The sequence below is a fragment of the Kitasatospora sp. NPDC059795 genome (genome assembly GCF_042732175.1).
In the GTDB taxonomy this organism is placed as follows: Bacteria; Actinomycetota; Actinomycetes; order Streptomycetales; family Streptomycetaceae; genus Kitasatospora.
In genome coordinates, this window is record NZ_JBHWID010000016.1 from 1 (window position 1) to 26,664 (window position 26,664).

Here is a 26,664-nt window from a genome sequence, read left to right on the forward strand (position 1 = left end):
TGGGCCCGGCCTCGGCGCGGGTCTTCCCGCCGCCGCCGGGGGCGGGGGGCCTCGGCGCTAGCCCGGCGCCCCCGGCCGCCCTTCTTCCGTTCCGGTCTTCTGTTCCGGCCGACGGTCGTCAGTGATCAGGACGAGGTGGGACGGACCAGCCGCTCGTCGGGAATGACCGCGACGCCGAGGATCTCGATCATCGCCTCGGGCTGCCACAGCGCGGTGGTGCCGATGCCCGCCATCGCCGGGTAGACCGGCCCGGCGAGCTCCCGCCACACCTCGCCGATCTGCTTGCCGTGCGCCTGGTAGTCGGGGATGTCGGTCAGGTAGAGCGTGATGCTGACCAGGTCCTGCGGCCGGCCGCCCGCCTCGGCAAGGGTGGCGAGGAGGTTGCCGAAGGCCTGCCGGAACTGCTCGACGATGCCGCCGGGGACGATCCGCATCCGCGCATCGAGCGCGGTCTGGCCGCCGAGGTGGAGGGTGTTGCCGCAGAGCGTGCCGTGCGAGTAGCCGCGGGGCTCGGGCAGCGACGCGGGATTGACCGGAACGGGGACCGAGTGGCTCGCCATGGAGGACTCCTGCAGAAGGGTGCCGTCGTCGGTGCGACACGGTAGCAGCTATTGACAGTCCCGTGACGGTCGCAGAAACATTGGGACAACGCTCCCGGCACCGGGCGGCGGACAGCGGCGCCGAGGCGGAGGTATCTCCCATGCAGCTCGCAACGGTCTCCCACCCCGACGGCGGCACCCGCGCCGCGGTGCGCAAGGACGGCGGCTGGCACGCGCTGCCCGCCCCCGACCTGTCGGCCTTCCTGCGCGACGGCGGCCCCGCGCGGGCCGGGGCGGAGATCCCCGGCGCCGTCCCGGTGCTGCCGCTTCCCGCGCCCGCCAAGGTGCTCTGCTGCGGCCTGAACTACGCCGAGCACATCCGCGAGATGGGGCACGAACTCCCGTCCCACCCCACGCTGTTCGCGAAGTTCGCCGACACCCTGACCGGCCCGCACGACGACCTGGTGCTGCCGCGCGGCCTACAGGTCGACTGGGAGGCGGAACTCGCCGTGGTGGTCGGCACGACGCTGCGCCGCGCCGACCGGGCGACGGCGCTGGCCGGGATCGCGGGCTACACGGTGGCCAACGACGTCTCGGTGCGGAACTGGCAGAACCGCACCGCGCAGTGGCTCCAGGGCAAGGCCTGGGACGGGTCCTGCCCGGTCGGCCCGGTGGTGGTCACCCCGGACGAGGTGGACCCGGCGGCGGGCCTGAAGGTGGTCTGCCGGGTCAACGGCGAGGAGGTGCAGCGCGACAGCACCAAGACGCTGGTCTTCGACCCCGCCGACCTGCTGTCGTACGTCTCCGCGTTCACCGTGCTGCGCCCGGGCGACCTGATCCTCACCGGCACGCCCGGCGGCGTCGGCGCGGCCCGCGACCCGCAGCGCTTCCTGGCCGACGGCGACGTGCTGGAGACGTCGATCTCCGGCATCGGCACGCTCCGCAACACGGTGCGCTTCACCGACTGATCCCCTGATCCCCTGATCCCCCGGGCCGACGATCCGGCCCAGGGCCTGTCCGGTCGATCGCGCCCGGCAAGAACGGCCGGACAGGCCCGAGCGGACCCTCTCGCACCACCCCCGACGACGAGGAGCTTCCCATGGACCCCACCCCCGGCAACTCCCCCGACTACAGCTCGTACCTGCTCGAAGGCGACAACTCGATGTACGCCACCGGGAGCGGCCTGGTGGTGCCGGTGGTCACCAGGGCGGGCGCCGAGCCCGGCGACACCGGCCAGTCGGCCGGAGCGACCCGGATCTCCGGCATCAGCATCCAGCACACCCCGGCCACCCGGCTCTGGTTCGGCAAGGTCGGCAACGAGCCCGGCTACCGGTCGGTGCCGCACCACCACGGCGAGGCGGAGACCGGCGGCTACGTGCTGTCGGGCCGGGGCCGGATCTACTTCGGCGCGAAGTTCGCCGACTACGTGGACCTCGCCGAGGGCGACTGGGTGTTCGTCCCGCCGTTCATGCCGCACGTGGAGTGCAACGTCGACCGCAACCGCCCGCTGACCTGGATGACCACCCGCACGCCGGAGAACATCGTGGTCAACCTGCCCGAGGTGCCGGACGCGGAGCTGCCCGACTGGCTGGACCGGCCCTGATGGCCGACACCACCTCGGAGTTCTTCGCCGCCGCCGTCGCGCTGGAGCCCGTCCCGGCCGAGCACTTCGACCTCGCGTTCACCGCGGTCACCCAGCCCTGCCCGTGGCCCAAGGCGTACGGCGGCGACCTGGTCGCCCAGGCGGCGGCCGCCGCGATGCGCTCGGTCGAGGACGGCAAGGTGCTGCACTCGATGCACTCGTACTTCATGCGGCCCGCCGAGATCGGCGAACCGGTGCGCCACGAGGTCGAGTTGCTGCGCGACGGACGCGGCTACGCGACCCGGCAGGTGCGCGCCTACCAGCGCGGCAAGGCGCTGTACGTGTGCCTGGCGAACTTCGCGGCCGGCGAGCGCGGCGGCAGCTTCGCCGCCGCGCTGCCCGGGCGGTACGCCGACAGCCTGCCCGGGCCGGACGAACTGCCCGGCTCCGCCGTCTACTTGGCGGACCGCGAGGGCGGCACGATGACCGGGGCGGCCAAGGAGTACTGGTCGGCGGGGCGCAGCTTCGACCTGCGGCACGTGCCGGGCCCGGTGTACCTGGACGTGGAGGGCGGGCGGGCGCCGCACCAGGCGGTGTGGGTGCGGCCGTTCGACGCGCTGCGGCCGGTGGAGGGGTTGAGCGAGGCGCAGCGGGACGCGGCGGCGCTGGCGTACGTCTGCGACTACACGATTCTGGAGCCGGTGCTGCGGGTGCTGGGCCTGGCGTGGGCGCGGCCGGGGCTGGTGACGGCGAGTCTGGACCACGCGATGTGGTTCCACCGTCCGCCCCGGGCGGGCGAGTTGGACGGCTGGCTGCTGTACGCGCAGCGGGCGGTGGCGGCGGAGTCGGGCCGGGGGCTCGGCGAGGGGCGGTTCTTCACGCCCGGCGGGGTGCATCTGGCGACGGTGCTCCAGGAGGGCATGATCCGGGCGGGGGACGGCAGATGACCGAGTCCGCGTTCCGTGACACCTTCGCGCGCGACCACCTGCCGCCCCTCGGGCAGTGGCCGGTGCTGGAGTTCACCACCGAGCTGCTGCAGTATCCCGAACGTCTCAACGCCGCAGTGGAGTTGCTGGACCGCCAGGTCGTGGAGCTCGGCCCGGACCGGCCGGCGCTGCGGACGCCCGCCGGGGAGGTGTGGACGTACGGGGAGTTGCAGCTGCGGTCGGCGCAGGTCGCGCAGGTGCTGACCGAGGACCTGGGGCTGGTGCCGGGCAACCGGGTGCTGCTGCGGTCGCCGAACAATCCGTGGGCGGTGGCGGCCTGGCTGGGCGTGCTGCGGGCCGGCGGGATCGCGGTGGCGACCATGGCGGCGCTGCGGGCAAGGGAGTTGGGGCCGATCCTGGCGAAGACCCGGCCGGTCGCGGCGCTGGTGGACCACCGCTTCCTGGACGAGGTGCGGGGCGTGCCGGTGGTGGCCGTCGGCGGCGCCGGGGCGGACGACCTGACCCGGCGTGCGGCCGGCAAGTCGGGGCGGTTCGCGGCGGTGGACACGGCGGCCGACGACGTGGCGCTGTTCGGGCCGACCTCGGGCACCACCGGCGTCCCGAAGATCACCGTGCACTTCCACCGCGACCTGATGTCGATCGACAACACCTTCGGCCGGTGCACGCTGCGGCTGCGCCCGGACGACCTGGTGGCGTGCACGGCGCCGCTGGCGTTCACCTTCGGGCTGGGCATGCTGGTGGTGTTCCCGCTGCGGGCGGGCGCGTGCGCGTTCCTGACCGAGTCGGCGACGCCCGCGCAGTTGGCCGAGCTGGTCGCGGAGCACCGGGTGACGGTGCTGGCGACGGCGCCGACCGCGTACCGGCAGATCGTCAAGTCCGGTCTGGCGGAGCGCCTTTCGGGGCTTCGGTGCGCGGTGAGCGCGGGCGAGCACATTCCCCGCGAGGTGTGGGAGCAGCTGCGGGCGGAGACCGGTCTGCGGGTGGTGGACGGCATCGGCGCGACCGAGCTGCTGCACATCTTCATATCGGCGGCGGGGGACGAGATCCGTCCGGGTGCGACGGGCCGGCCGGTGCCGGGGTTCCGCGCGACGGTGCTCGGGCCGGACGGCGAGGAGCTGGGGCCGGGCGTGGAGGGCCGGTTGGCGGTGATCGGCCCGGTGGGCTGCCGGTACCTGGACGACGAGCGCCAGGCGGACTACGTGGTCAACGGCTGGAACGTCACCGGCGACACCTTCGTCCGCGACGAGGACGGCTACTACTGGTACCGGGCGCGCAGCGACAACATGATCGTCTCGTCCGGCTACAACATCGCCGGCCCGGAGGTGGAGGCCGCCGTGGACACCCACCCGGACGTGCTGGAGTCGGCGGTGGTGGCGGCGCCCGACGCCGAACGGGGCTCGGTGGTCTGCGCGTTCGTGGTGCTGCGGGCGGGCGCGGCGGCGGACGCGGTGACGGCGAAGAGCATCCAGGACCACGTGAAGCGGCAGCTCGCGCCGTACAAGTACCCGCGCGAGGTGCGGTTCGTCGAGGCGCTGCCGCGCAATCCGAGCGGCAAGCTCCAGCACTTCCGGCTCCGCCGGCTCGTCGAGGACCCGACAGCGGACCCGGCGGCGGGCACGACGGCGGGCACGACACCGGGCACAACGGCGGGCACGACAGTGGAGGGCACGGCATGAGGATCGCGGTGGTCGGCGGCGGGCCCGGCGGGCTGTACTTCGCCTCGCTGATGAAGCAGTTGGACCCGGCGCACCGGGTGACGGTGTGGGAGCGCAACGCCCCGGAGGACACCTTCGGCTTCGGCGTGGTGTTCTCCGACGAGACGCTGACCGGCATCGCGGGCGCGGACGAGGCGGTGCACGCCGAGATGGAGCGCGGCTTCGCCCGTTGGACCGACATCGACGTCGAGGTCGACGGCCACCGGTTCACCGTCGGCGGGCAGGGGTTCGCCGCGATGGGCCGCAAGGAGCTGCTGCAGATCCTGCAGCGGCGGGCGGCGGAGCTCGGCGTACGCGTCCACTACCGCACGCCCGCGCCGGACGTCGAGGAGCTGCGGGCCGCGCACGACCTGGTGCTGGCCGCGGACGGCGTGAACTCCGCCGTCCGGTCCGCGCTCGCGCCGGCCTTCGGCCCGTCGCTGGACCGGCGGCACAACAAGTACATCTGGCTCGGCACCGATCTGGTCTTCGAGGCGTTCCAGTTCTTCGTCAAGCAGACGGAGTGGGGCACCATGCAGATCCACGGCTACCCGTACTCGGCGACGGGCTCGACGTTCATCGTGGAGATGCACGAGGAGGTCTGGCGGCGGGCCGGGTTCGACCGCACCGACGGGCGGGAGTTCGGGCCGGGCGAGTCGGACGCGTTCGCGGTCTCCCGGATCGCCGAGATCTTCGCGGACGAGCTCCAAGGGCATCGGATCCTCACCAACAACTCGCGCTGGCTGAACTTCACCACCGTCCGCAACGAGCGCTGGTACGACGGCAACGTGGTGCTGCTCGGCGACGCGGCGCACACCGCGCACTTCTCGATCGGCTCCGGCACCAAGCTCGCCATGGAGGACGCCCTCGCGCTGGCGGCCTGTCTGCACGAGCGGCCGGGCGTTCCCGAGGCGCTGGAGGCGTACCAGGCGGAGCGCAGGCCGGTGGTGGAGTCGACGCAGCGGGCGGCGCAGGCCTCGCTGGAGTGGTTCGAGAACATCGGCATGTACGCCGGGCAGGAGCCGGCCCAGTTCGTCTTCAACCTGCTGACCCGCTCGCGCCGGATCACCTTCGAGAACCTGAAGGAGCGCGACGCGGAGTTCGCGGCCCTGGTGGAGGGCGGGTTCGGCGCGCACCCCGGCCCGGCGATGTTCCAGCCGGTGCGGATCGGCCCGCTGGAACTGAACAATCGGATCATCGTCTCGCCGATGGACATGTATTCGGCGGTGGACGGCGTGCCCGGCGACTTCCACCTGGTGCACCTGGGCTCCAGGGCCCTCGGCGGCGCGGGCCTGGTGATGAGCGAGATGGTCTGCGTCTCCCCCGAGGGTCGGATCACGCCCGGCTGCGCGGGCCTGTGGACCGACGGGCAGGCCGAGGCCTGGCGGCGCGTCACCTCCTTCGTCCACGGCGGCAGTTCGGCGAAGGTCGGCCTCCAGCTCGGGCACTCCGGCCGCAAGGGCTCGACCCGGGTGATGTGGGAGGGCATCGACGAGCCGCTGCCGGACGGCAACTGGGAGGTGATCGGCCCGTCCGCGCTGCCGTACGGACCCGGCTGCCACGTGCCGCGCGAAGCGACCCGCGACGACCTGGACCGGGTGGTCGCCGACTTCGAGGCGGCGGCGCGGCGCGGCGCGGAGGCGGGCTTCGACCTGATCGAGGTGCACGCCGCGCACGGCTACCTGCTCTCCTCCTTCCTCTCGCCCGTCGCCAACCGCCGCACCGACGCGTACGGCGGCAGCCTGGAGCGGCGGCTGCGCTTCCCGCTGGAGGTGTTCGACGCGGTCCGGCGGGCGGCGCCGGAGCGGATCCCGGTGACGGTGCGCATCTCGGCGACCGACTGGCTGCCCGACGGCACCACCGAGGAGGACGCGGTGGAGATCGCCCGGGCCTTCGTCGAACACGGCGCGGCCGCGATCGACGTCTCCTCCGGGCAGGTCGCCCGGCACGAGCGTCCGGCCTACGGGCGTTCGTACCAGACGCCGTTCGCCGACCGGATCCGTCACCGGGTGGCGGCGCCGGCGGGCGTGCCGGTGATCGCGGTGGGCGCGATCTCCTCCTGGGACGACGCCAACTCGATCCTGCTGGCCGGCCGCGCCGACCTGTGCGCGCTGGGCCGCACCCACCTGTACGACCCGCAGTGGACGCTGCACGCCGCCGCCGAGCAGGACTACCGGGGCCCGGGCGCGGAGTGGCCGGTGCAGTGGCAGGCGGGCCGCCGCCGGCCGCCCACCTCGCGCACCGACCGGATCCCGCCCCGGCTGTCGCTGCTGCGCGACGGCGTCTCCGGCACCGCGCACCTGCGGTGGACGCCGGAGCGCCCGGTCGGGGTGTCCGCGTGACGGGTCGGGGTGTCCGCGTGAAGGGCGCGGTCCGATCATGTGCGCGGCGTCCGCCATACTCGGTGGGATGAGCGAGACGATGGAGGCCCGGCCCGCCGCGGCGCGCCGTTCCCGGACGGTGCTGGTGACCTTCCTCGGCGCCGTCGTCCGCAAGCTGGGCAACTGGATGCCGATCGCCGGCACCGTCGAACTGCTCACCCAGGCCGGCCTGGACGCCTCCAGCGTCCGCACCGCGGTGTTCCGGCTGAAGCAGCGCGGCTGGCTGGAGGCGCAGAGCCGGGCCGGGGTGCGCGGCTACGCGCTGACGCCCGCCGCGCTGGAGGCACTGGCCGCCGGGGACGAGGTGATCTGGCACGCCCGCCAGCCCGCCGACCTCGCCGACGGCTGGTGCCTGGTCAACTTCTCGGTGCCGGAGTCGGCGCGCGCCAAGCGGCACCAGCTGACCGCGCACCTGGCCGCGCTCGGCTTCGGCAACATCGGCGCGGCCGTGTGGATCGCGCCCGCCCGGATGCTGCCGGCCGCCGTCCGGGCGATCGCCGAACTCGACCTGACCGACCAGTGCGCCGTCTTCACCGGCGACCACGTCGGCGGGCAGGACCTCGCCGGGATGGTCCGCAAGGGCTGGGACCTGGCCGAGATCGACCGCCGCTACCGGGAGTTCCTCACCGACCGCACGGCCGAGGCCGACCTGCTGGCCACCGCCGCGTTCGTGGAGGGCCGGGACGCCTTCGTCGGCTACCTGTCGGTGGTCGACGACTGGCGCAAGCTCCCCTTCCGCGACCCCGGCCTGCCCCCGCAGGTCCTGCCGCCGGACTGGTCCGGCCCTGCCGCCCTCCACCTCTTCGAACGCCTGGTCGCCGCCCTGGAGGGCCGCGCCCTGGCGCACGCCGCGCCCTACTGGTCCGTCCGGGGGCGCTGAGCCGCCGCGATGAGCACGGGCAGCGGTCGGACGGGCGGGCGGCCCCGGGTGCCGAAGTCGGTAGCCAACGGCTTCGCCTCGGAGGCCACGGCGGCCCGGACCCGGAACACGGTGCCGTCCGGGTCGACCCCGGTGGCGCACGGTGTCCGAACCGCCCTCCGGCGGCGCTCGGCACGGTGAGTCACCGTCCGGCCGCCCGCCGAGTGGTTGCGGAACCGCGCGGGCGCCGGCCGGCTCGCCCCGTCCGAGCCCAACTCGCGCGGACCGGACGGCCCGCCGCCCTCGGCGGCGCGCTGTCGGTCGTGTCCCCTTCGTCGCGGGCCGCCGAGCACCGGGCGCGACCGACACAGCCGCGCCACTCCGACAGGCCGGATCCGGCCGGTGCCGAGATGATCGGGGGTGGTGCCCGCCGGGCGCCGAGAACCGGCGGCCGCAAGAACCGCGAGGAGGCCTCTGATGGCACAGGAGTCGACCACGGCGATCCGGGCCGTGCCGAACGCGACGCCCGAGGAGCGGGCGGCACTCGGACGGGAGGCCCGGCGCCGCGCCCCGCGTTCGAGCCACGCGGAGTTCCGGCCCGGGAAGGACCGGCCGGACCCGCTGAAGATCCTTCAGGCGCAGTCGGCGACCCGGGTGCCCGAGCTGGTGCCGATCCGGTACGCCCGGATGACGGAGTCGCCGTTCCGGTTCTACCGGGGTGCCGCCGCGCTCATGGCCTCGGACCTGGCCGGCTCGCCCGACTCCGGCATCCGGGCCCAGCTGTGCGGTGACGCCCACCTGCTGAACTTCCGGTTGCTGGCCTCGCCGGAGCGGCAACTGCTGTTCGACATCAACGACTTCGACGAGACGCTGCCCGGCCCGTGGGAGTGGGACGTCAAGCGGTTGGCGGCCAGCCTGGTGATCGCCGGGCGGGCCAACGACTTCGACGACCGGGTGCGGGCCGGCATCGTGCGGGCGACCGTCCGCGCCTACCGCGAGTCGATGATCCGCTTCGCCGCAATGCGCAACCTCGACGTCTGGTACAGCCGGGTGGACGCCGACCGGCTCCAGGACCTGGCCACCACGCACCTCCACAAGCACGGCCGGAAGGCCCTGGCCCGCAGCATGGCGAAGGCCCGCACCCGCGACAGCCTGCAGGCCTTCGACAAGCTCACCCGGGTGATCGACGGCGAGGTGCGGATCGCCCCCGACCCGCCGCTGCTGGTGCCCGTCGACGAACTGCTGCCGGAGCTGGAACACGCCTCGCTGGAACAGGAGTTCCGCGGCCTGGTCGAGCGCTACGGCCGCACCCTCGCCTCCGACCGGCGCACCCTGCTGGCCGACTACCGGCTGGTGGACGTGGCCCGCAAGGTGGTCGGCGTCGGCAGCGTCGGCACCCGCTGCTGGATCTTCCTGCTGCTCGGCCGGGACGGCCGCGACCCGCTGTTCCTCCAGGCCAAGGAGGCCGACCAGTCCGTCCTGGCCGCCCACCTCGGCGACTGCGAGTACGACAACCAGGGCGAGCGGGTGGTCTCCGGCCAGCGGCTGATGCAGGCCGCCAGCGACATCTTCCTCGGCTGGGAGCGGGCCCTGGGCATCGACGGCAGGCGCCGCGACTTCTACGTCCGCCAACTGCGCGACTGGAAGGGCATCGTGGTCGCCGAGGACCTGCTGCCGTCCGGCATGAAGGCCTTCGGCGAGGTCTGCGGCTTCACCCTGGCCCGCGCCCACGCCCGCTCCGGCGACCGGATCGCCATCGCCGCCTACCTGGGCAATGGCGACGTGTTCGACCGCGCCCTGGTGTCGTTCGCCGAGGCGTACGCCGACCGCAACGAACGCGACCACCGGGCGCTGGTCGACGCCGTCCGGTCCGGCCGGCTGCCCGCCCAGGAGCTGCCGGAGCATTAGCGCCCGGACCGGACGCCGGGCCCGGGAGCCACTGACCGTCAGGGCTGTTCGGCCGAAAAGGGGCGGCGTAGGGTGGCCGTGGACCGAGCGTCCGGGCCGAAGCGACACCCTCGTACGCTTCGTGACGGACGGTCCGCGCGATTCACCATGCGCAGTGCGCGATGCACGCGGGATTTGGCATGAACACATTTTGCGATCAGCTGATGATCCGATATCTGGATCCGGCCCGGATCCAGGACCTGCTGGTGCCCGCCGCCGACCCCGACAAGAACCGGCTGCGCGCGCTCCTGGCGTCCGTGTACGAGCCCAGCACCCTGGAGGTGCGGGTCCTGGAGGCCCCCCGCGTCCTGACGACGCAGTTCCAGGTGCCGCTCGACGACCCGCTGACGGTACGGGCGAACTGGGAGAAGCTGCTGCCCGACACCGCCCAGGCGCGGGCGGTCCTGGAGGTCCCGCGCACCGGCCCGCCGCTCTGGATCGACGTCGCGCTGGACACCCGGGTCACCGCCCAGGTCGCGCTGACCAGTGGCGCGCTGGACGCCCTCGCCTCCGAGGACCTCACCGGGCTCTCCCAGCAGGAGTTCGCCGCCCGGTTCGCCTTCCTCGACCTCGCCGACCTGATGCGCCGTGCCCAGGTGGCCGACTACCAGGAACTCCAGGCGGAGTTCCCCCGGCTCTACCGGCTGCACTACGCGCAGCCCCCGCCGTTCGACCCCACCGCGCCCGGCCGCACCTTCCGACTGCGCATCTCGGCGCTGGTCTTCCCCGACCTCAACGACCTCGCCGGTGCGCTGCGCCGTCTGGTGCAGAGCCGGCAGGCGCTGGACGAGTCCCGTCCGCACCCCGACGAGTACGACGGCGGGGCGGTGCTGGCCGCCGGCGCATGGCTGGCGGTCTTCCCCCGGGCGGCGACGTTTCCGAACCCCGAACCCGCCGGCCTGGAGCAGCAGGTGACCGACCTGCTGGCCACGGACGGCTTCGTAGCCGCATTCGAGACCACGACCTGAGCGAGAGGGCGCCCCTGAGACCTGAAGACCCGAAACCTGCAGACCACCTTCGAAGCCCGTCAGCCGGGACCGCCCCGGGCGAGTTGTCGTCCGGCACCGGATCGGCCCGGACTGACGCGTCGTCACCGCATCACGTAGGGAGCGGTCGATGCCGGTCACATACATCACGGTCAACACCCGCAGCGAACTGTTCGCACCGGCGGTGCGGGCGTTCGGCAACATCGCCATCGTCGGCCGGGCCGGATTCGGTACGCCGACCCCGGACCCGGTGCGGTTCACCTCGCCGGTCACGGCCGCGGAGAAGCTCAAGTCCCTCGGCGGGACCACTTTGACGGCGAAGGCCTCCAAAGGAGACAAGACGGCCACCGCGGCGGCGAAGGTTCCGGCACCGGTGCTGGTGCGGTTCACCGACGCCACGCAGCCCGGCCACGTCCAGTCGGAGGTCCGCACGGTGACCGCCGCCACCGCGACGTCCACCGGGAACAGCCCCACCTTCGGCCTCACCCTGGACAGCGCGTTGAGCGCCGACTACAGCGCCGGAACGAAAGTCACCCAGGAGAGCGACAGCGAGCTCACGAGCGCGATCCGCACGGCGTTCGCGCAGACCCCGCCCCCGACCGTGGTCTGGGGCGTCCCGCTGGTGCCGGACTCCCCCAAGTGGGAGGACGGTCTGACCGCGGTCGACAAGCTCGACGTCCAGATCGTGCTGCTCGCCCGCACCCCGCTCACCTCGGACAACTCGGACACCCTCACGAAGCTGAAGAACCATGTGACGGCCGATCTCGGTGACGGCAAGGAGCGGATCGGCGTGGCCATGCTCGACCAGGGCGTGAAGACCGAGGATCTGAGCAAGCTCGTCGTCGCGCCGCTGATCGACGAGCGGATGGTGCTGATCGCCCACAAGTCTCCGAACGACGTCGCCGCGGCACTGGCCGGCGTCATCGCCGGCTGCGAGCCGCACATCTCGCTGCTGCTCAAGCCGATCAGCGTCGCGATGCCCGACGTCTTCTCGGACAACGAGATCGACGCCTTCGACCAGGTCGGGGTCAACTGGATCACCAGGCCGGTGCTGCTGCCCGGCCAGGCCCTGTACCTCGGCGAGGGCTACACCTCGGACTGGAGCCACGAGAAGAAGTACATCGACATCGTCCGCGTCCTCGACGACATCAACTTCCGGATCAAGGCGGCCCTGATCCCGGCGATCGGCAACGTGCGCCTGTCCCGGGTCGGGCTCCGGACCGTCGAGACGGTCGTGCAGGCGGTGCTGTCGCCGCTGGTGGCGCGGCAGGTCATCGACGGATTCGGCGTGGTCGTCCCGCTGCTGACGCTGATGGACAAGGACCCGGCGGACCTCACGACCGTCGAGGCCCAGGAGATCACCACCGCCCGGGCGAACCGGTCCGTCGACATGACCGTCGAGGTGGTCTACGCGGGAGCGATCCACCGGCTGACGATCGACCTCGTACTCAAGGGCTGAGCGAGCGGGACGACCAGAAGGAGTGAGACACCATGCCCGACGCCCTGAAATGGGACACCCGGCTGACGGTGATGCTGAACGGCATCGCGGTGACGCCGATCGACTCGTTCAACCCGACCTTCAACGTGCCCGTCCAGCCGCTGCATTCGCTGGAAGCGGACAACGTCGCACACATCGTCCAGCCGCAGGCGTTCACCTTCACCATGGCGGTCAAGGCGATCGGCACGGCGGTGGCGACCCTCACCACGATGGCGCTGAACAGCACCGCGTTCACCATCGCGGTGCAGGAGGCCAAGGGGAACGACTGGACCTTCAACAGCATCGCCTTCAACGACTGCTACATCACCTCGGTCGCCACCACCATCGTGATCGACGGCGTGCCCACCACCACGTTCAACTGCGTCTGCCTGCAGGCAGTTCCGGCCCTGCCGGGCTGACCGGCCGTCAGCCGCGCGGAAGGAGGATCCCATGTCGGACGGGTACCAGGGCGCCATGCCCGAACCGGACGGCGGGCAGGCCGTCGCGCCGCCCGGAGCAATCGGGGAGACCGGAGCGATCGGGGCGACCGGACCGGACGAGGCGATCGGGGGCGCCGACATCCACTACGTCTTCCCGATCCACGTGGTGCTGGCCGGCGGCACCGACCGGGAGACCGGAGCGGTCGCGGCCGACACCGTCTACGACGCCCTCTACCGGGCGCTGAGTTGAGCCGTCGAGGGGCGAAGGAGAGCCGAGCGCATGCCCCGGGTCGAGTGGGAGTTCCCGATCACCGTGACGGTCGTCGGCACGCCGTCGCCGGACCGGCTGGCCGAGCTCGGCCGGGCGGTCGAGGAGGCGCTCGCCGCCCGGCTCCGTCAGGCCGGGGAGCTGCTGGCGGCGCACCGGGTGCACCGCCCACCGTGCGAGCCGGCGCAGCCGGAGCCCGAGGAGCAGCCCGAACTGGCGGGCCGGCTGCCGCAGTTGGAGGACGAGCCATGAGCGGTGCCGAGTTGCGGCGGGTCCGGGTGCACCCTCCGGAGGCGGTGGTCTTCGACGCCGGTCCGGTGCAGCTGCCCCCGGACGTGGCGCGCCAGGTGGAGCAGGTCCTGCTGGAGGCGGTCGGCCGGGCACTGGCCGGGGCGAACCTCCTGGCCGCCGCGGCCCCCGCGCCGCCCGCGCCGATGGCCGGCCCGCCGGCCGGCGGTGGCCCGCTGCTGGCGTTCTCGCTGTCGGAGTCGGCGACGGACCAGGGCACGGAGACCGCCGCTCCCCCGCCGCCGCCCGATCGGCTGCCGCGACGGGAGCGGGCCGCCGACCGGGCCGGGCCCGGTGCGAAGCGCCGGACGACGGCGGGTGCGGTGCGCGGGCCGACCCGGCTGCGGTTCCGGGTGCGGGTGGACCACGAGATGGGCCCGGACGACCTGCTGCGCGAGTTCGTCCGCCAGTACTACCGGATCACGGACCGGCAGGAGGTGGAGCGGCGGCTGGCCTGGTGGCACTGGACGGACAAGCGCGGGCGGTCCGTCACCAAGCAGGACGCCGACCGCCGCTACCTCGACCTGACCGTCACCGACGCCACCGAGACCGAGACGGAGCTGCTGCCCGAGGCCGAGCGGCAGCAGATCGAGGCGGAGACGGAGGAGCGGCTCCGACAGGCGATGGGCCTGCCGCCGGGCACGAAGGCAGGCACCGGCCCGGAGGCGGCGGCCCGCCGGCGCGGCGTGCGGGCGGATGTCGTCGAGGAGCACCTGCGCCGGGAGGTCGCGGACCTGCCCGAGGACGTCCGGCGGGCCCTCCTGGTGGACGACCGGCCGCTGTCCGTGCCGGACCTCACCGCGTCCGTGCGGCTGGGGCGCAGGCTCGCCGCGATGACGCCCGAGCAGCGGGCCGCCTACCTGGACACCGTCACCGCCGAGCCGGGGAACTGGACGGAGCTGGACGCCTCGGTCGACCGGTTCCTGGCGGACGAGCGCGCCCGCGAGGCCGAGACCGCCCGGACCGAGGCTGCGGCGGCTTCGCTGTTCGGCCGCGAGGAGCTCTACCTGTTGTGGCGGACCTCGAAGAACCTGGACGAGCAGCAGGCCTTCGGCATGGCCGAGCATCCCCCGCCGCCGTCCGCCGAGTTGATGGAGGCCCACCGGCGCCTCGCCGAGGCGCTCACCCGGTTCGGCCTCACCGAGGAGGCGTTCGAGGCCGCGGTGAAGGCCTACCTGGGGCAGTTCCGCGCCGAGGCGGTCCGGATCGCGCTCGACGTCCTCGCCCACGTCGACCACCAGCTCCAGGAGGAGCGGCGCAGGCTGCGCACCCCCGGGTACGTCGAGACGATGGTCGCCGCGATCGCGTGGACGTCCGCCCCCGCCGAGTACGCCCGGGCCGTCCACCTGGAGGCCGAGGTCGGCTACGCCCCTTCCCCCGGCATCTACGTCCCGGCGGAGGGCCTGAACCGGATCGAGGCCGCCGAGTTGCGCACCCGGGCCGACCGGGAGACCGCGAGCGCCTCCGAGCACGACCTGCTGGTCGACCCCGAGCGGCTGGGCCGGGGCACCGACCGCGCGAAGCTCTCCCACCTCGACGCGGACGCCGCCCGGGCCTACCTGCTGGAGGTCGCGGACCGGCGGCAGGCCGACGGGGAGACCGTCCGGCAGGACCTGGCGCAGGATCCCGAACGCGTCTTCAGCCAGCCGGGCCTCGTGGAGGCGACCAAGCGCAGCCTGGGCGTCAAGGACGGGACGGTCTACGCCTGGATCGTCGACCACCACATCGAGGCCATCGGCAAGTACCACCTGTTCACCGAGGCGGCCACCCTCGCCATCACGCTGCTGCTCGCGGCGCTGGTACCGGTCGGCGGGTGGGTCGCCGCCGCCGCCGTACTGGCGAACCTCGCGATCACCACCGCCCAGGCGGTGCGGGCGATCGAGGAGTACCAGGAGGCGTCCGCCGAGTACGACCTGAGCTTCATCGAGAACAGGCCCTCGCTGTTCTGGGTCGCCGTCGCCGTGGCCTCGGTGGCCCTGGAACTCCACGTGTCGACACTCACCCTGCTGAGGCGGGGGGCGAACGCCAAGGGCCTCTTCGGCCTCCGGAAGGAGTTGCACGAGTTCGGCGAAGCGAGGGACGCCGCGACGGCGACGGCCCGCTACCGGGACCTGGTCGAGAAGATCGACGAGGTCGAGGGCCTGGAGCCGAGGCTCGCGGAGGTGCTGAAGGCGCGGGCCGCGGCGGAGCAGGGCCTCAAGCGCGTCCTGGGCGAGTTCGCCGGCCGGCTCCACGGCGGTTTCCTGGTCGACCCGACCGGGCCGATGGAGGCGATGTACTACCTCGCCAAGAAGCACGTGGCCACCGTCGAAGCCCTGCGCGGCGAGGCCCGGATCGCCGAACTCCTCGGCGACATCACGCGGTTGAGCCCGGCGGAGCAGGAGGCGATCACCACCGCGTACACCCGGGTGAAGGAGATCGTCCGGATCGCCGAGGAGCGCGGCATCGACGAGGCCGTGGCGATGCGGTACGTCGACCGGCTCGCCGCGGAGCGGTCGGCGGCGTTCGAGGAGATCGTGGCCGAGCTGCACGCCTGGCGCCCGCCGACCCCGGAGCAGCTCCGGGCCGGGAAGGCGCTGGCCGAGGCGAGCGAACGCCTGCGGGCGCTGTACGCGGAACGGGACGCGCTGCTGCGGGAGCTGCGGGCCCGGCCGAAGACCCCGACGGGGGCCCGGGACGACGCCCGGATCGCGAAGATCAGGGCGGAACTCGACCGGCTCTCCGGGGAGTTCGTCACGCGCCCGGGCGGCGTGCGGGAGCGGGCCGCCGAGCAGGGCGAGATCGCCGAGGCGCACCGCGCGATGGCGCAGGCCGAGGAGGTCGTGATCGCCCTCCGGGTGGATCCGCTCGTCCGGATGCGGCAGGTCTTCAACGCGTCCCGGGAGCGGGCCGAGGTCATCGCGTCCGGCGAGATCGACCAGGTCGGCACGCTGCGCGTCTCCTCCGGCCGGCTGGAGGTGGACCACATCGTCGCGCTGAGCCGGATCACCCGGATGGAGGGCTTCGAGCTGCTGACCGCCGCCGAGCAGAACAGCCTCGCCGTCAAGCGGGACTACCTCCGCCTGATGGACGCGTCCGCCAACGCCTCCAAGGGCGAGCACACCTTCGCGAGCTGGCCGAACGCCCGGTTCTACTACCCCGACCCGGCGGACCTCGCGAGGTCGCAGGCCCTGGAGGCACGGCTGATCGAGGAGATTCAGACCTGGATCCGGACCAGGGTCAAGGGCCGCCGGCCGGTCGCCGCGCCGCAGGTACGGGTCTCGGCGGACGTGGACGCGCCGTCCGCACAGGTCCGCGTCGGCACGGAGGGGGAGCCACTGCCGGAGGAGCCCGCCGAGGCCCCCGCCGAGCAGCCGCCGTTGCGCCGCCGCGCCGTACCGAAACCGGAGAGGTAGGCCCGTCATGCTGTCCGGCCTGAACGTCCCCGTGCTGATCGGCCCGGTGCCGCTGCTGACCGTCACCAGCCTGACCGTCGACGAGGGCTACCAGGTGGCCCGGATCGCGGGCAGCCGGCTGGCCCAGCTGGTCTCCCCGACCACCAGGACCATCACGGTCGAGGCGGTGCTGGTCGGCCGGACCAGGCTGCTGGTGAAGAAGGGCCTGGAGGCGCTGGCGCTCACCTCGCGGGCCCTGGCGCCCGCCACCGCTCCGCTGATGAACCTGGCCGGGCTCCCGGTGGTGTGCGGGATGACGATCAGCCTCGACATGCAGATCACCGGCCTGCGGTTCACCCAGTCCAACCGGAAGCGCGACGCGATCGATGCCAACATCACCCTGGAGCAGGTCCCGCGGTCCAGCCTGTCCGCGCTGATCGGCGAGGCCGCCGACATGCTGCTCGCGGTCGGCATCGCGGCCGTGCCCACCGTCAGCGACATGGTTCCCGTCCGCCGCCAGCTGGGAGGCAAGCTGTGACCACGTCCGCCGTCCCGACCGTTCCGGCCCCGGAGTTCGACCGGCTGCCGGTGGAGCCCGACGAGGGCCTTCCGCAGGCGTTCAGCTGCCCGGTCGGCGCCACCGTCTACGACTTCGGCCTGTACGCCGAGCTGGACGCCCCCGACTCCGACCCGCCGGAGACGCTGTACGACCTGACGGCCCCCGCCCCGGCGCCCACGGCGGTGACGCCGCCGGGCTACCTGGTGCTCCGGGTGGTCCGCCAGGGGGCGGCCGGGCCGCGCACGGTGTTCCTGCGCAAGCTCGTCGTCGAACCCGAACTCGTCCACACCGCAGGACAGTTGGCGATCCGCCTGCTGACCGCCAAGGTGGCCCGGGGCAACCTCAACGGGCCCGGCCACTACGGCACCGAGATCGTGATCGGGGTGGCGCAGCGATGGGCGTGATCCTCTGGTACCGGGTGGCGTTCCCGACGCTGGGCCTCACGGTGTCCGACGACGCCACGTCCGCGGGCATCCTCAGCGACGCGGCGATCACCGTGGACCACGCGCTCGGCCGGGCGGGCGGCTTCACCGTCGAGCTGGCCACCCTGCCGTTGGCCGCCCACCGGGCGCTTTCGGGCGCGCTGGACGACAGGCGCGGCGGGGCGGGCGGCGGCGTGCCGGTGGTGATCACCCTCGGGTACCTGGACGCGCCGGGCTCCCGGCAGGCCGTGCTGCGCGGCCGGGTGACCGGGATCGGCGTCTCGCCCCGGTTCCCGCCGCTCGGCGTGTGCCTGACGGGCGACGAGGAGGCCGCGCACCGGCTGCTCACCGCCACCGGCGCGACCGACGGGGACGGGCTCGTGCACTTCCACTCGGTGCAGACCACGCCGGCCGCCGCCGCCGCGGCCATCGTCGAGCGCAGCGGCGGCACCCTCGCGGCCGGCGCCTCCCCGGCCGGGGAGGCGCAGGACTTCAACCTGGACGGCCCCAACGACTTCGAGCTGCTGTCGGACCTGGCCCGGGACTGCGGGGCGGAGTTCCTGGTGCAGGACGGCACCGTGCAGTTCGGCACGGCCGTCGCCCACCCACCGCAGGGGCCCGGCCCGACCGTCCCGGCCGACCCGTCGGCCGCGCTGTCGGCGCTGGCCGGCGAGGACGCGCTGATCGCGCCCGCGACCGGAACGGTCGCCCGGCTGGCGTCGTTCCGGCCGGTCCGGGCGGCCACCGCCGGCGCGCTGCGGGTCGCCGGCGACCTGCCCGACGACGTCTCGGTGGCGGCGTTCGACTTCACCGTGCTGGGCACGCCGGAGCTGCGGGCCGGCCAGCTGGTCGCGGCGGGCGTGGCCGGGTTCGAGAACCCGCTGCGGGGCTACCGGATCATCGAGCTGACCCACTCCTCCTCCCGGGAGGGCTACGTCTGCACCGGCCGGGCGGCCGCCTTCACCCCCGCACCGGGCGGCCTCGGCCTCGGCGGCGGCGGGAGCGACGACGCGAATCGCCGGAACACCGAGGCGGCCCGCCGGGGCAGCCCGGCCGCGGTCGTCGAGGCGATCTCGCAGCGCATCCGCGACGCCCGCGCCGTCTCGCCGTCGGTCGACGTCGGCGAGGTCTCCGCCGCCGAGCCCGACCGGCGGGTCGCCGATCTCCGGTACGGGCAGGGCGCGGGCCCGCCGGCGGCCGCGCCGAGCGTGGACCTCGCCGTGATCCCCGGCGGTCCGGTGCTGCACGGCAAGCCGTTGGCGGCGCCGTTCGCCTGGTACAACACCGGCCTGAGCGTCCCCGTGTACCCGGGCATGCGCGCGCTGCTGCACGGCGTCCGCGGTTCCCGGGCCGACACGGTGGTCGGCGGATTCCTGTGGAGCAACGAGCCGACGATGGCCCGCCCGGCCGCGAAGGCCGGCGACTGGTGGCTGTGCCTGCCCACCGCGATCTCGCCCGGCCCGAACCCGCGCCCGATCGGCAAGGGCGCCAACGACCTCACCGCGGCGGACGGCCGCCGGGTGATCGAGGCGGCCGGGCTGAAGGTGGTGGTCGGCGCCGCCGCCTGCTCCGCCGTCGGGGACCGGCCGACCGAGGGCGCCGCCGAGGAGTTCCAGCTCTCGCACGCCTCCGGCACCGCGCTGCGGATCGGCCCGGGCGGCGACGTCGACCTCACCGCCGCGGCCGGCGCCGAGGTGACGGTGACGGCCGGAGGGACCTCCGTCACGGTCTCCGCCGACCAGGTGCGGGTGGCCGTCGGAGGGTCCGAACTGAACGTGACCGCAGAACAGGCGAGCGTCAGCGCCGGCGGAGTCGGCCTGACGCTGAAGCAGGGGAAGGTGGCGATCGGCTGATGTCGTTCGTCCTGGTCGAAGGAGCAGTCATCACCTGTGTGCACGGCGGTGCGTGCCGGCTGCCCGGGCCGGGCAGCACCGCGCTCACCGTGGGCGGAGCGGGCGCCCTGCTGTCCGGCGCGGAGGCCGGGTTCGCCTTCGGGAGCGCCGCCGCGCCCGTCCCCGGCATGATCACCCCCTGCCCCGCCACCCTCCCGAACGGGCAGCCGCAGCCCTGCGTCACCGCACCCACCCGGCCGGTGGGCCGCACCGCGAAGCTCACCGTCGCCGAGCAGCCGGTGCTGCTCGACACCGCGACCGGCGACACCGTGAGCGGCACCGGAAAGGGCAGCTGGACGATCGCGGACGCGGGCCAGAAGATCCTGGAGGCGAGCTGACATGACACTCCCCGGCGACCCCACCGCCCCGGTCGACCCCGCCGTCCTCGCCGACCCGGCCGTCCTCGCCGACCCGGGCGTGCTGACCGACCCCGCCGTGCTGGCCGCCCGCTACCCCGACCTGCCGGGTACGGCGCCGACGGACGGCTCCGGCGCGCCCAGCCTCGGCCGCGGCCTCGCCCTCGACGACGGCGACCTGGTCACCGACCCGGCCACCGGCGGCCCCGCCGAGAACGCGGGCCCCGACGCCCTCGTCCAGGCGCTGCTGCTGGCCGTCGACACCCAGCTCGGCAGCGACCGGCTCAACACCGGCTTCGGCTTCGACCGGCTCTCCCTCGGCCGCTACGCGCTCGACCTCCCGGCCCGCAAGGAGTACCTGCGGATGGAACTCGTCCGCTGCCTGGCCGCCGACCGCCGGGTCACCGACGTCCGGGAGGTGTTCTTCGAGGACGACCCGCGCTTCCTCGAACTGCGGCCCGACCTCGACCCGGCGGCCTTCCAGCAGATCGTCGCGACGGCCCGGGCGAGCCGCCGGTACACCGTCCACGCGATCCTCGACACCGTCGCCGGCTCCACGCTGACCCTCACCTCAGGGGGACGCCTTGACTGACCAGACCCCTCCCACCGAGCCGGTCGGCCCCGACCCGCCCGCCGACGACGGCTACGGCGTGACCGCGGACGGCTTCGTCCTCAAGGGCATCGACCGGATCGTCGCCGACCAGCAGGCCCGCGCCCGCGCCATGTTCGGCAGCGACGTCGACCTGAGCTCCGGCTCGGCGCTGCGCAAGGTGCTCGACGCCGCCGCCGTCCACGTCCACGAACTCTGGCGCGCGTTGGAGAACCAGTACTACGCCAACTTCGTCACCACCGCGCAGGGCGAGGCGCTCACTCTGCTCGGCCTCGACCTCGGCCGGCCCCGGCAGCAGCTGTGGGCCACCGGCGAGGTCGACCTGACCGTGAAGGACCAGGGCCCGGACCGCGCCGTCGTCGTCCCCCAGGGCGCCGCCGTCCGCACCGTCCCCGCCGCCGGCCGGACCGTCGTCGAGCTGCGCACCACCGCCTCCGCCACCCTCGACGCCGCCTCCCCCACCGCCACGGTCGGCGTCCGCGCGGTGCAGCGCGGGCCCGGCGGCAACCCGCCCGACGGGGCGGACCTCGAACTGGAGCCGCACTGGGCCGAGGTGCACCTCGCCCTCGGCCCCGCCATCGTCACCGTCACCGCCCGGGGGCCGATCACCGGCGGCGAGCTGGACGAGCCCGACGACGTCCACCGCGCCCGGCTGCTCGGCGTGCCCCGGACGGTGTGGACCCAGGACGCGGTGCTCGGCGAGCTCCTCGACATCCCCGGGGTGCGCGACGCCGCCCTGTTCGACCCGCTCGGCGGCATCGACACGTCGACCGCCGCCTTCAACACCTACGCGTTCGGGCAGCACCGGTTCACCGCCGGACGGCAGACCGGCTCCCCGTACTTCTTCGACATCGTCGTCGCCGTCGAACCGGGCTGGCCCTGGCTCCCCGAGGACGGCGACGTCCCGGCCGTCCGCCCGGCCGTGGTCGACGTGGTGCGCCAGTGGCGGCCGGTCTCGATCTTCCCCGACCTCAGGCCCGCCAACCAGGTCGACGTCGGCCTGCGCGCCACCCTGGTGGTCGAGCCCGGCCACGACGCCGACGCCATCCGCGGCGAGATCCTGGACGCCGTCCAGACCGCCGTCGGGCGGCTGCGCCTGGGCCGCGGCCTGCTCCACTCCGACCTGGTGCTCACTGCCCGGTCGGTCGCCGGGGTCGCCGACGTGCAGAACCTGCGCCTGCGGCGCGGCGCCCCCGTCTTCGGCGAGGTCGGCCAGGGCGGCGCGGTCTACGGCGACGCCCGGGAGCTGTCCGTGGGCGAGAACCTCGCCCTGGCCGCCGACGAGATCGCCGCCTTCGACCTCGACAGCCCGCTGATCGACCTTCAGGTGGTGAGCGCATGACCGCCGACTTCCTGGACGTGATGGCCGGCGGCCTCACGCCCGCCTACGCCCGGGGCCTGGAGCGTCTCGCCCTGCCGCTCACCGCCGGCACCGACGGCGTCCTAGAGCCGCAGTACGACGGCCTGTCCGCCTACCGGTCCCGCTGGGGCCGCGACCCGGAGGCCCCGCGCCACCTGCTCGCCCCCGCGCACACCTGCGCCGAACCGACGACCGTCCGCGTCACCTTCACCCGCAGCACCGCCCCCGGCACGACGCAGGAGCACGCCGACGTCACCTTCCCCGCCGGATGGCCCGGCGGCGACCAGCTGGCCGTCGAACTCCCCGGTACCGCAGCCGAGTTCGGCCCCGGCCTGCGGATCACCGGGCTCGCCCCGCAGCCGCCCGCGCCGACCGGCCCGGAGGACTGGCAGCTCACCGCGCTGCTCGGCACCCTCGCCCGGCTGCTGTGGACGATCGGCCGCGACCACCAGGACCTCGACCGCCGCGCCGCCGACGTCGCCCGCCAGCGCTTCGCCCAGCACGCCCGCGGCGCCGGACTCGACCTGCTCGGCCAGGACCTCGGCGCGCCCCGCTTCCCGCCGCAGCGGCACGAACCGGACGTGCACACCCTCGCGCTCCTCCACCTCGCCGGACCCGCGCCCGTCGACGCGAGCGGACACCTCGACCCGGCCCGCACCACCGTCACCGGCAACGCACGGCCCGGGCGCCCCGGCCGGTTCGGGCCCGCCTTCGGCTTCGGCCCGCCCGGCGGCGCCGTCACCGTCACCGACCTGCCCGACCTCACCGCCGACTTCACCGTCGAGGCCGTCGTCCGCCCCGACCGGACCGTCACCGGCCCCGGCGCCGTGCTGGCCCGCCGCGATCCGCCGAGCTCGTCCGGCCCGCCGCGCGGTTGGTCGCTCGCCCTCGGCACCTGGCGCGGCATCGACCACAACCTGCGCTTCACCGTCTCCGACGGCACCGCCGACACCGATCTCTTCGCCGACCTCGACCTGGCCGACGGCCGCTTCCACCACCTCGCCGCCACCCTGCGCCGCTCCGGCCCCGGGGCCGACGCCAGGCTGTACCTCGACGGCGCCGAGGTGAACCGGGTCCCGATCGCGAAGCTCGGCCCGCTCACCTCCGGGCAGCCCCTGGTGATCGGCACCGGCCACGAGACCGCCGGGGGCTCCACCACCGACGCGCCCTACCTCGGGCTGGTCGAGGAAGTCCGGATCTCCGACCTCGCCCGCACCTCGTTCGCCCCCGTCACCGGCGAGAGCGACGAGCAGTACCGCGACCGGCTCGCCATCTTCCAGAGCTGGCTGCTCCCCACCCCCGACAACCTGCAGGACGCCCTGAACCGGCTCGCGGGCGGCGGCTCCGACCTGCTGGTGGTCGACGAGACCACCGCCGAGATCGCCTCCGGCTCCGCCGTGCTGCGGGTGCTGCCGCCCCGGCTCACCCCCGGCCGGCGGATCGCCGCCGACGGCGACCCGCTGCCCACCGAGGAGCAGGCCGTCGGCACCGCCGCGGACGAGCCCGACTTCGACCCGCTGTGGATCTCCGCCCACCGGAACGCGCTGGGCCTCGGCTTCGACGGGAACGACGACAACCGGCTGATGCAGCTCACCACCCGACAGGCGCTGGACGCCCTGCTCGCCCGGCTCGCCGGGCTGCCCGAGGCACAGGGCGGCGAGCTGACCGTGCTGCACGCCTACGACCCGGCCGGCCCCGGCCTGCACGCCGTCGGCCGGGCCCTGAGCCTGCGCCACAGCACCGTCCCGACCGCCGAGCTCGGTGTGCACGCGCACGCCGCCGGCTTCGGCTGGGTCTCCTGCGGGCCGGACGACCGGATCCACGCCTCCCAGCCGCCCGGGGACGCCTTCGCGATCTCCGTCACCGCCGGACTCCCCCCGGTCCAGGGCCAGAGCGCCGCTCTCGCCCTCGACCCGCCGGTATCGGCGGCGACCGGCGCGGTCGTCCACTGGTCGGTCACCCGTGACGGCCCCGGCTCCGCCGACGTCTCCCCCGGCAGTCCGGCCGACACCGCGACCCTGCACGCGACGGCGGCGGGCGACGTCACCGTCGGCGTCGAGGTCACCCGGGCCGGACACACCCGTGGCGGCCGTCTGCCGCTGCGGATCGGCCTGCCCGAGGACCTGCTGACAGCCGGGCAGAGCATCGGACGCGACGGCCGGATCGGCGCGACCGAGGCCGAGGCGGCCGGCACCGTCACGGAGGACTTCGACGCCGCGTACCTGCAGGTGCGCACCGACGACCTCGGCGCCGAACCCGCCCCCGTCGACTATGGCTCCGACCCGGACAACCGTCGGATGCAGCCCGCCGCCGGAGCCGCCCTGGACCGGCTGCTGGCCGGCCTCGGCCGGACCGCACCGCTCACCGTCGTCAGCGCCCACCAGCCGACCGACCCCGGGTTGGCCGGCCAGGGCCGGGTCCTGGTGCTGCGCGACGACAAGCCGGTCACGGTCGGTCACCCGTTCCCGCTGACCCCGGCCGCACTGGCCGCGCGCGCGTTCGCCGCCGGCTTCGACCACATCGCCGTACAGGCCCCGGCCACCGTCGGCGGGCGTGGCTCCGTCCGGCTCGCGGTGGCGGCGGGCGAGCAGCTCACGGTGACACCGAGCCCACCCGCGGCCGAACTGACCACGGAGACCGGGATCGACGTCGCCGTCGGCCCGCGTGCGGCACCGGCCGCCGCCTGCTTCCGGCCCGACGGCGGCCGGGTCTTCCTGGCCGACCGGGGCAGCCACCGGATCGTCGCGTACGACCTGTCCGCGCCGCCCGGAGCAATGCCCCGACCCGCCTTCGCCGGTGCGGTCCGCACCGGGCCGCTGCCCGTCTCGCTGGCCTTCGTCGGCGGCCGGCTGTTCGTCGCCCACGAGCGCGGCCGGGTGGTCGCCCTCGACCCCGGCACCCTCGCCGCCACGCCGCTGGCGACCCCGGACGCGGTGGCCCTCGGCACCGACGGCACCCGGCTCTACCTGACCGCGACCGACGGCACCCTGCGCGCCTACGACCCGCAGTCCGGAACCCAGCTCCTCGACCTGCCGCTGCCCGGCCCGCCCGGCGCCGTCGCCGCCGGCAGCGGCCCACTGCTGGCCGTGCTCCTGGACGGCTCCCGGTTCTGCCTGGTCGACCGGCAGGCCGGAACACTGCACGGCGGCCCGGTCGCCGTCCCCGACGCCGCCCGGGTGCTGTGCGCGGCGTACGGCCCCACCGACGGCAGGCTCTACGTCGGCGTGGACACCGGGGCCACCGGGGCGGGCCGCGGCGCGCTCCAGGTCTACCGGCCGGGTGCGGCCGTGCCCGACACCACCCTGACCGCCTTCCCGCCGGGGACGGCCCCGGTGGCGATCTGCCCGGCCACCGACCAGCGCCACCTGTACGTGGCGACGGCCGGCCTCGGCGGGACGGGCGGACGGGTGCACGTCCTCGACACCGCCGACGGCCAGTGGCTGCCGCTGCCGTTCGCGGCCGGCGACGACTGCCGCGCGCTGGCCGCCTCCCCCGCCGCCGCGCCCTACCCGCCGTGCCTGCTCGCCGCCCCCGAGGCCGGCGGCGCCCTGCTGCTCGCCGACCAGCGGCCGCTCGGCCAGAGCCCGCCGCAGCCACCGCAGTTGACCTCCCGGCAGACCCTCGGCCCGGACGCCGGGGTGCGGGTCGCCTGGTCCGTGCTGCCGTTCGGTCCGGGCCGGGCCGAACCCGTCGCCTTCGACGCCCCGGTCACGGCGGTCACCGGCCTCGCCCCCGGTCTGGTCCGGGTCCGCGCCGACTGCCTGCGGGGCAGCCCCGTGCTGCCCTACCAGTGCGAGGTGCGGCCCGCGGACCCGCAGGCGGTGATCGGCAAGGGCCAGTACGACCTGGTGCTGAACGTCCTCAACTGGTTCCAGCCGATCGGCGTGGAGTTCCTGACCGGCGACCTGCGCGCGCACGTCCGCGAACTCGCCGGGGCCGACGCGGACCTGCTGCCCGCGTTCACCTTCCCGACCTACCACACCTACGACCAACTGCCGTTCCACCGGCCGGAGAGGGACGATCCGCCATGATCAACGAGTACCATCCCGCGTTCACGCACCAGGACTGGATCGACAACGAGGACCGGGTCCAGGCCGGCGGCGAGAAGGGCCTCAACATCCGCTTCCACAACCTGGAGGCCGAGTTCCGCACGATCGCCGACGACCACCTCAACCCGGTGATCGACAAGATCGCCGGGAAGCAGACCGTCCTCAGCCTCGTCCCGGTGCTGGCGCCCAACACTTCCCCGCCCGCCGCCTGGGTCCTCAACAACGACTTCGCGCAGAAACCGGACACGGTCGCGGAGGCGCACGGCATCATGAGCGTCGTGCTCCCCGGCGGGGCCGCCATCGTGTCGATGACGGTCTTCGGCTCCGTCCGGCCCGCCGACCCCACCAAACCGGTGCCGCTGCCGGGCGTCCACCTGCGGAGCAACGACATGGCGTCGACGGGCGCGGTACCGATCATCGACTTCAAGGCCTTCGGGGAACCCGCCCAACCGGTGACGCCGACGACCGTCAAGAACTCCGCGAACAAGTACTTCGTCGAGGCCGATGCCACCAGTGGCGGCAACACGGGCGCCGTCACGCTGAACTGCATCCAGATCGTCTGCCAGTGAACGCACCCGGCCGAGCCGAGGAGGTGTGATCGATGCCCATCAAGCCACCTGCGTCACAGTCCGGA

The 26,664-nt window shown here is 74.2% G+C and carries 22 protein-coding genes; 21 read left to right on the forward strand and 1 reads right to left on the reverse strand.

Annotated features, from left to right (window positions below):
- Positions 1-125: 125 nt before the first annotated feature.
- Entirely contained in the window at positions 126-560 is a 435-nt protein-coding gene (locus tag ACFV4P_RS28035; RefSeq protein WP_380475685.1) for a RidA family protein, read from the reverse strand.
- A 140-nt stretch (positions 561-700) separates the two neighbouring features.
- Between ACFV4P_RS28035 and ACFV4P_RS28040 the strand changes: the two genes are divergently transcribed.
- The 21 genes from ACFV4P_RS28040 to ACFV4P_RS28140 all read left to right on the forward strand — a co-directional run bounded on the left by ACFV4P_RS28040 (position 701) and on the right by ACFV4P_RS28140 (position 26,599).
- Complete coding sequence (locus ACFV4P_RS28040; protein WP_380475687.1) at positions 701-1,507, forward strand: fumarylacetoacetate hydrolase family protein; 807 nt, start codon at positions 701-703, stop codon at positions 1,505-1,507.
- A 131-nt stretch (positions 1,508-1,638) separates the two neighbouring features.
- Entirely contained in the window at positions 1,639-2,142 is a 504-nt protein-coding gene (locus ACFV4P_RS28045) for a cupin domain-containing protein (RefSeq protein ID WP_380475689.1), read from the forward strand.
- Positions 2,142-3,068 carry an acyl-CoA thioesterase gene (locus ACFV4P_RS28050; RefSeq protein WP_380475691.1) on the forward strand — a complete coding sequence of 309 codons (927 nt, stop codon included), beginning with the start codon at positions 2,142-2,144 and terminating at the stop codon, positions 3,066-3,068. Before ACFV4P_RS28045 ends, ACFV4P_RS28050 begins: the two co-directional genes overlap by 1 nt.
- Positions 3,065-4,744 (forward strand): AMP-binding protein, encoded by a 1,680-nt coding sequence (locus ACFV4P_RS28055; protein ID WP_380475693.1) that lies wholly within the window; start codon positions 3,065-3,067, stop codon positions 4,742-4,744. Before ACFV4P_RS28050 ends, ACFV4P_RS28055 begins: the two co-directional genes overlap by 4 nt.
- On the forward strand, positions 4,741-7,104 hold the full coding sequence (locus ACFV4P_RS28060) for a bifunctional salicylyl-CoA 5-hydroxylase/oxidoreductase (RefSeq protein WP_380475695.1): 2,364 nt from the start codon (positions 4,741-4,743) through the stop codon (positions 7,102-7,104). The genes ACFV4P_RS28055 and ACFV4P_RS28060 overlap by 4 nt, the downstream gene beginning before the upstream one ends.
- Positions 7,105-7,171: 67 nt before the next feature.
- Positions 7,172-8,023, forward strand: coding sequence for a PaaX family transcriptional regulator C-terminal domain-containing protein (locus ACFV4P_RS28065; protein ID WP_380475697.1), 852 nt, complete (start codon positions 7,172-7,174; stop codon positions 8,021-8,023).
- 456 nt (positions 8,024-8,479) lie between these two features.
- Positions 8,480-9,910, forward strand: a complete 1,431-nt coding sequence (locus ACFV4P_RS28070) for a DUF2252 domain-containing protein (protein ID WP_380475699.1) — start codon at positions 8,480-8,482, stop codon at positions 9,908-9,910.
- A gap of 203 nt (positions 9,911-10,113) precedes the next feature.
- On the forward strand, positions 10,114-10,917 hold the full coding sequence (locus ACFV4P_RS28075; RefSeq protein ID WP_380475701.1) for a hypothetical protein: 804 nt from the start codon (positions 10,114-10,116) through the stop codon (positions 10,915-10,917).
- Between the two features lie 148 nt (positions 10,918-11,065).
- Positions 11,066-12,394: a hypothetical protein gene (locus tag ACFV4P_RS28080; RefSeq protein ID WP_380475703.1), complete on the forward strand. Its 1,329-nt coding sequence runs from the start codon at positions 11,066-11,068 to the stop codon at positions 12,392-12,394.
- A gap of 32 nt (positions 12,395-12,426) precedes the next feature.
- Positions 12,427-12,831 carry a hypothetical protein gene (locus ACFV4P_RS28085; protein WP_380475705.1) on the forward strand — a complete coding sequence of 135 codons (405 nt, stop codon included), beginning with the start codon at positions 12,427-12,429 and terminating at the stop codon, positions 12,829-12,831.
- Between the two features lie 31 nt (positions 12,832-12,862).
- Positions 12,863-13,102 carry a hypothetical protein gene (locus tag ACFV4P_RS28090; protein ID WP_380475707.1) on the forward strand — a complete coding sequence of 80 codons (240 nt, stop codon included), beginning with the start codon at positions 12,863-12,865 and terminating at the stop codon, positions 13,100-13,102.
- 30 nt (positions 13,103-13,132) lie between these two features.
- Positions 13,133-13,372 carry a hypothetical protein gene (locus ACFV4P_RS28095; protein WP_380475709.1) on the forward strand — a complete coding sequence of 80 codons (240 nt, stop codon included), beginning with the start codon at positions 13,133-13,135 and terminating at the stop codon, positions 13,370-13,372.
- Complete coding sequence (locus ACFV4P_RS28100) at positions 13,369-16,803, forward strand: hypothetical protein (protein ID WP_380475711.1); 3,435 nt, start codon at positions 13,369-13,371, stop codon at positions 16,801-16,803. Before ACFV4P_RS28095 ends, ACFV4P_RS28100 begins: the two co-directional genes overlap by 4 nt.
- Positions 16,804-16,810: 7 nt before the next feature.
- Positions 16,811-17,320: a hypothetical protein gene (locus ACFV4P_RS28105; RefSeq protein ID WP_380475713.1), complete on the forward strand. Its 510-nt coding sequence runs from the start codon at positions 16,811-16,813 to the stop codon at positions 17,318-17,320.
- Positions 17,317-17,745, forward strand: coding sequence for a hypothetical protein (locus ACFV4P_RS28110; RefSeq protein ID WP_380475715.1), 429 nt, complete (start codon positions 17,317-17,319; stop codon positions 17,743-17,745). Before ACFV4P_RS28105 ends, ACFV4P_RS28110 begins: the two co-directional genes overlap by 4 nt.
- On the forward strand, positions 17,736-19,616 hold the full coding sequence (locus tag ACFV4P_RS28115; protein ID WP_380475717.1) for a hypothetical protein: 1,881 nt from the start codon (positions 17,736-17,738) through the stop codon (positions 19,614-19,616). The genes ACFV4P_RS28110 and ACFV4P_RS28115 overlap by 10 nt, the downstream gene beginning before the upstream one ends.
- Positions 19,616-19,993 carry a hypothetical protein gene (locus ACFV4P_RS28120; RefSeq protein ID WP_380475719.1) on the forward strand — a complete coding sequence of 126 codons (378 nt, stop codon included), beginning with the start codon at positions 19,616-19,618 and terminating at the stop codon, positions 19,991-19,993. Before ACFV4P_RS28115 ends, ACFV4P_RS28120 begins: the two co-directional genes overlap by 1 nt.
- Position 19,994: 1 nt before the next feature.
- Complete coding sequence (locus tag ACFV4P_RS28125) at positions 19,995-20,603, forward strand: hypothetical protein (protein WP_380475721.1); 609 nt, start codon at positions 19,995-19,997, stop codon at positions 20,601-20,603.
- A complete protein-coding gene (locus tag ACFV4P_RS28130) occupies positions 20,596-21,963 on the forward strand; it encodes a baseplate J/gp47 family protein (RefSeq protein WP_380475723.1) in 1,368 nt (455 codons plus the stop codon). The genes ACFV4P_RS28125 and ACFV4P_RS28130 overlap by 8 nt, the downstream gene beginning before the upstream one ends.
- Positions 21,960-26,012 (forward strand): LamG-like jellyroll fold domain-containing protein, encoded by a 4,053-nt coding sequence (locus ACFV4P_RS28135; RefSeq protein WP_380475725.1) that lies wholly within the window; start codon positions 21,960-21,962, stop codon positions 26,010-26,012. Before ACFV4P_RS28130 ends, ACFV4P_RS28135 begins: the two co-directional genes overlap by 4 nt.
- Positions 26,009-26,599 (forward strand): hypothetical protein, encoded by a 591-nt coding sequence (locus ACFV4P_RS28140; RefSeq protein ID WP_380475727.1) that lies wholly within the window; start codon positions 26,009-26,011, stop codon positions 26,597-26,599. The genes ACFV4P_RS28135 and ACFV4P_RS28140 overlap by 4 nt, the downstream gene beginning before the upstream one ends.
- The last annotated feature ends 65 nt before the right edge of the window (positions 26,600-26,664 follow it).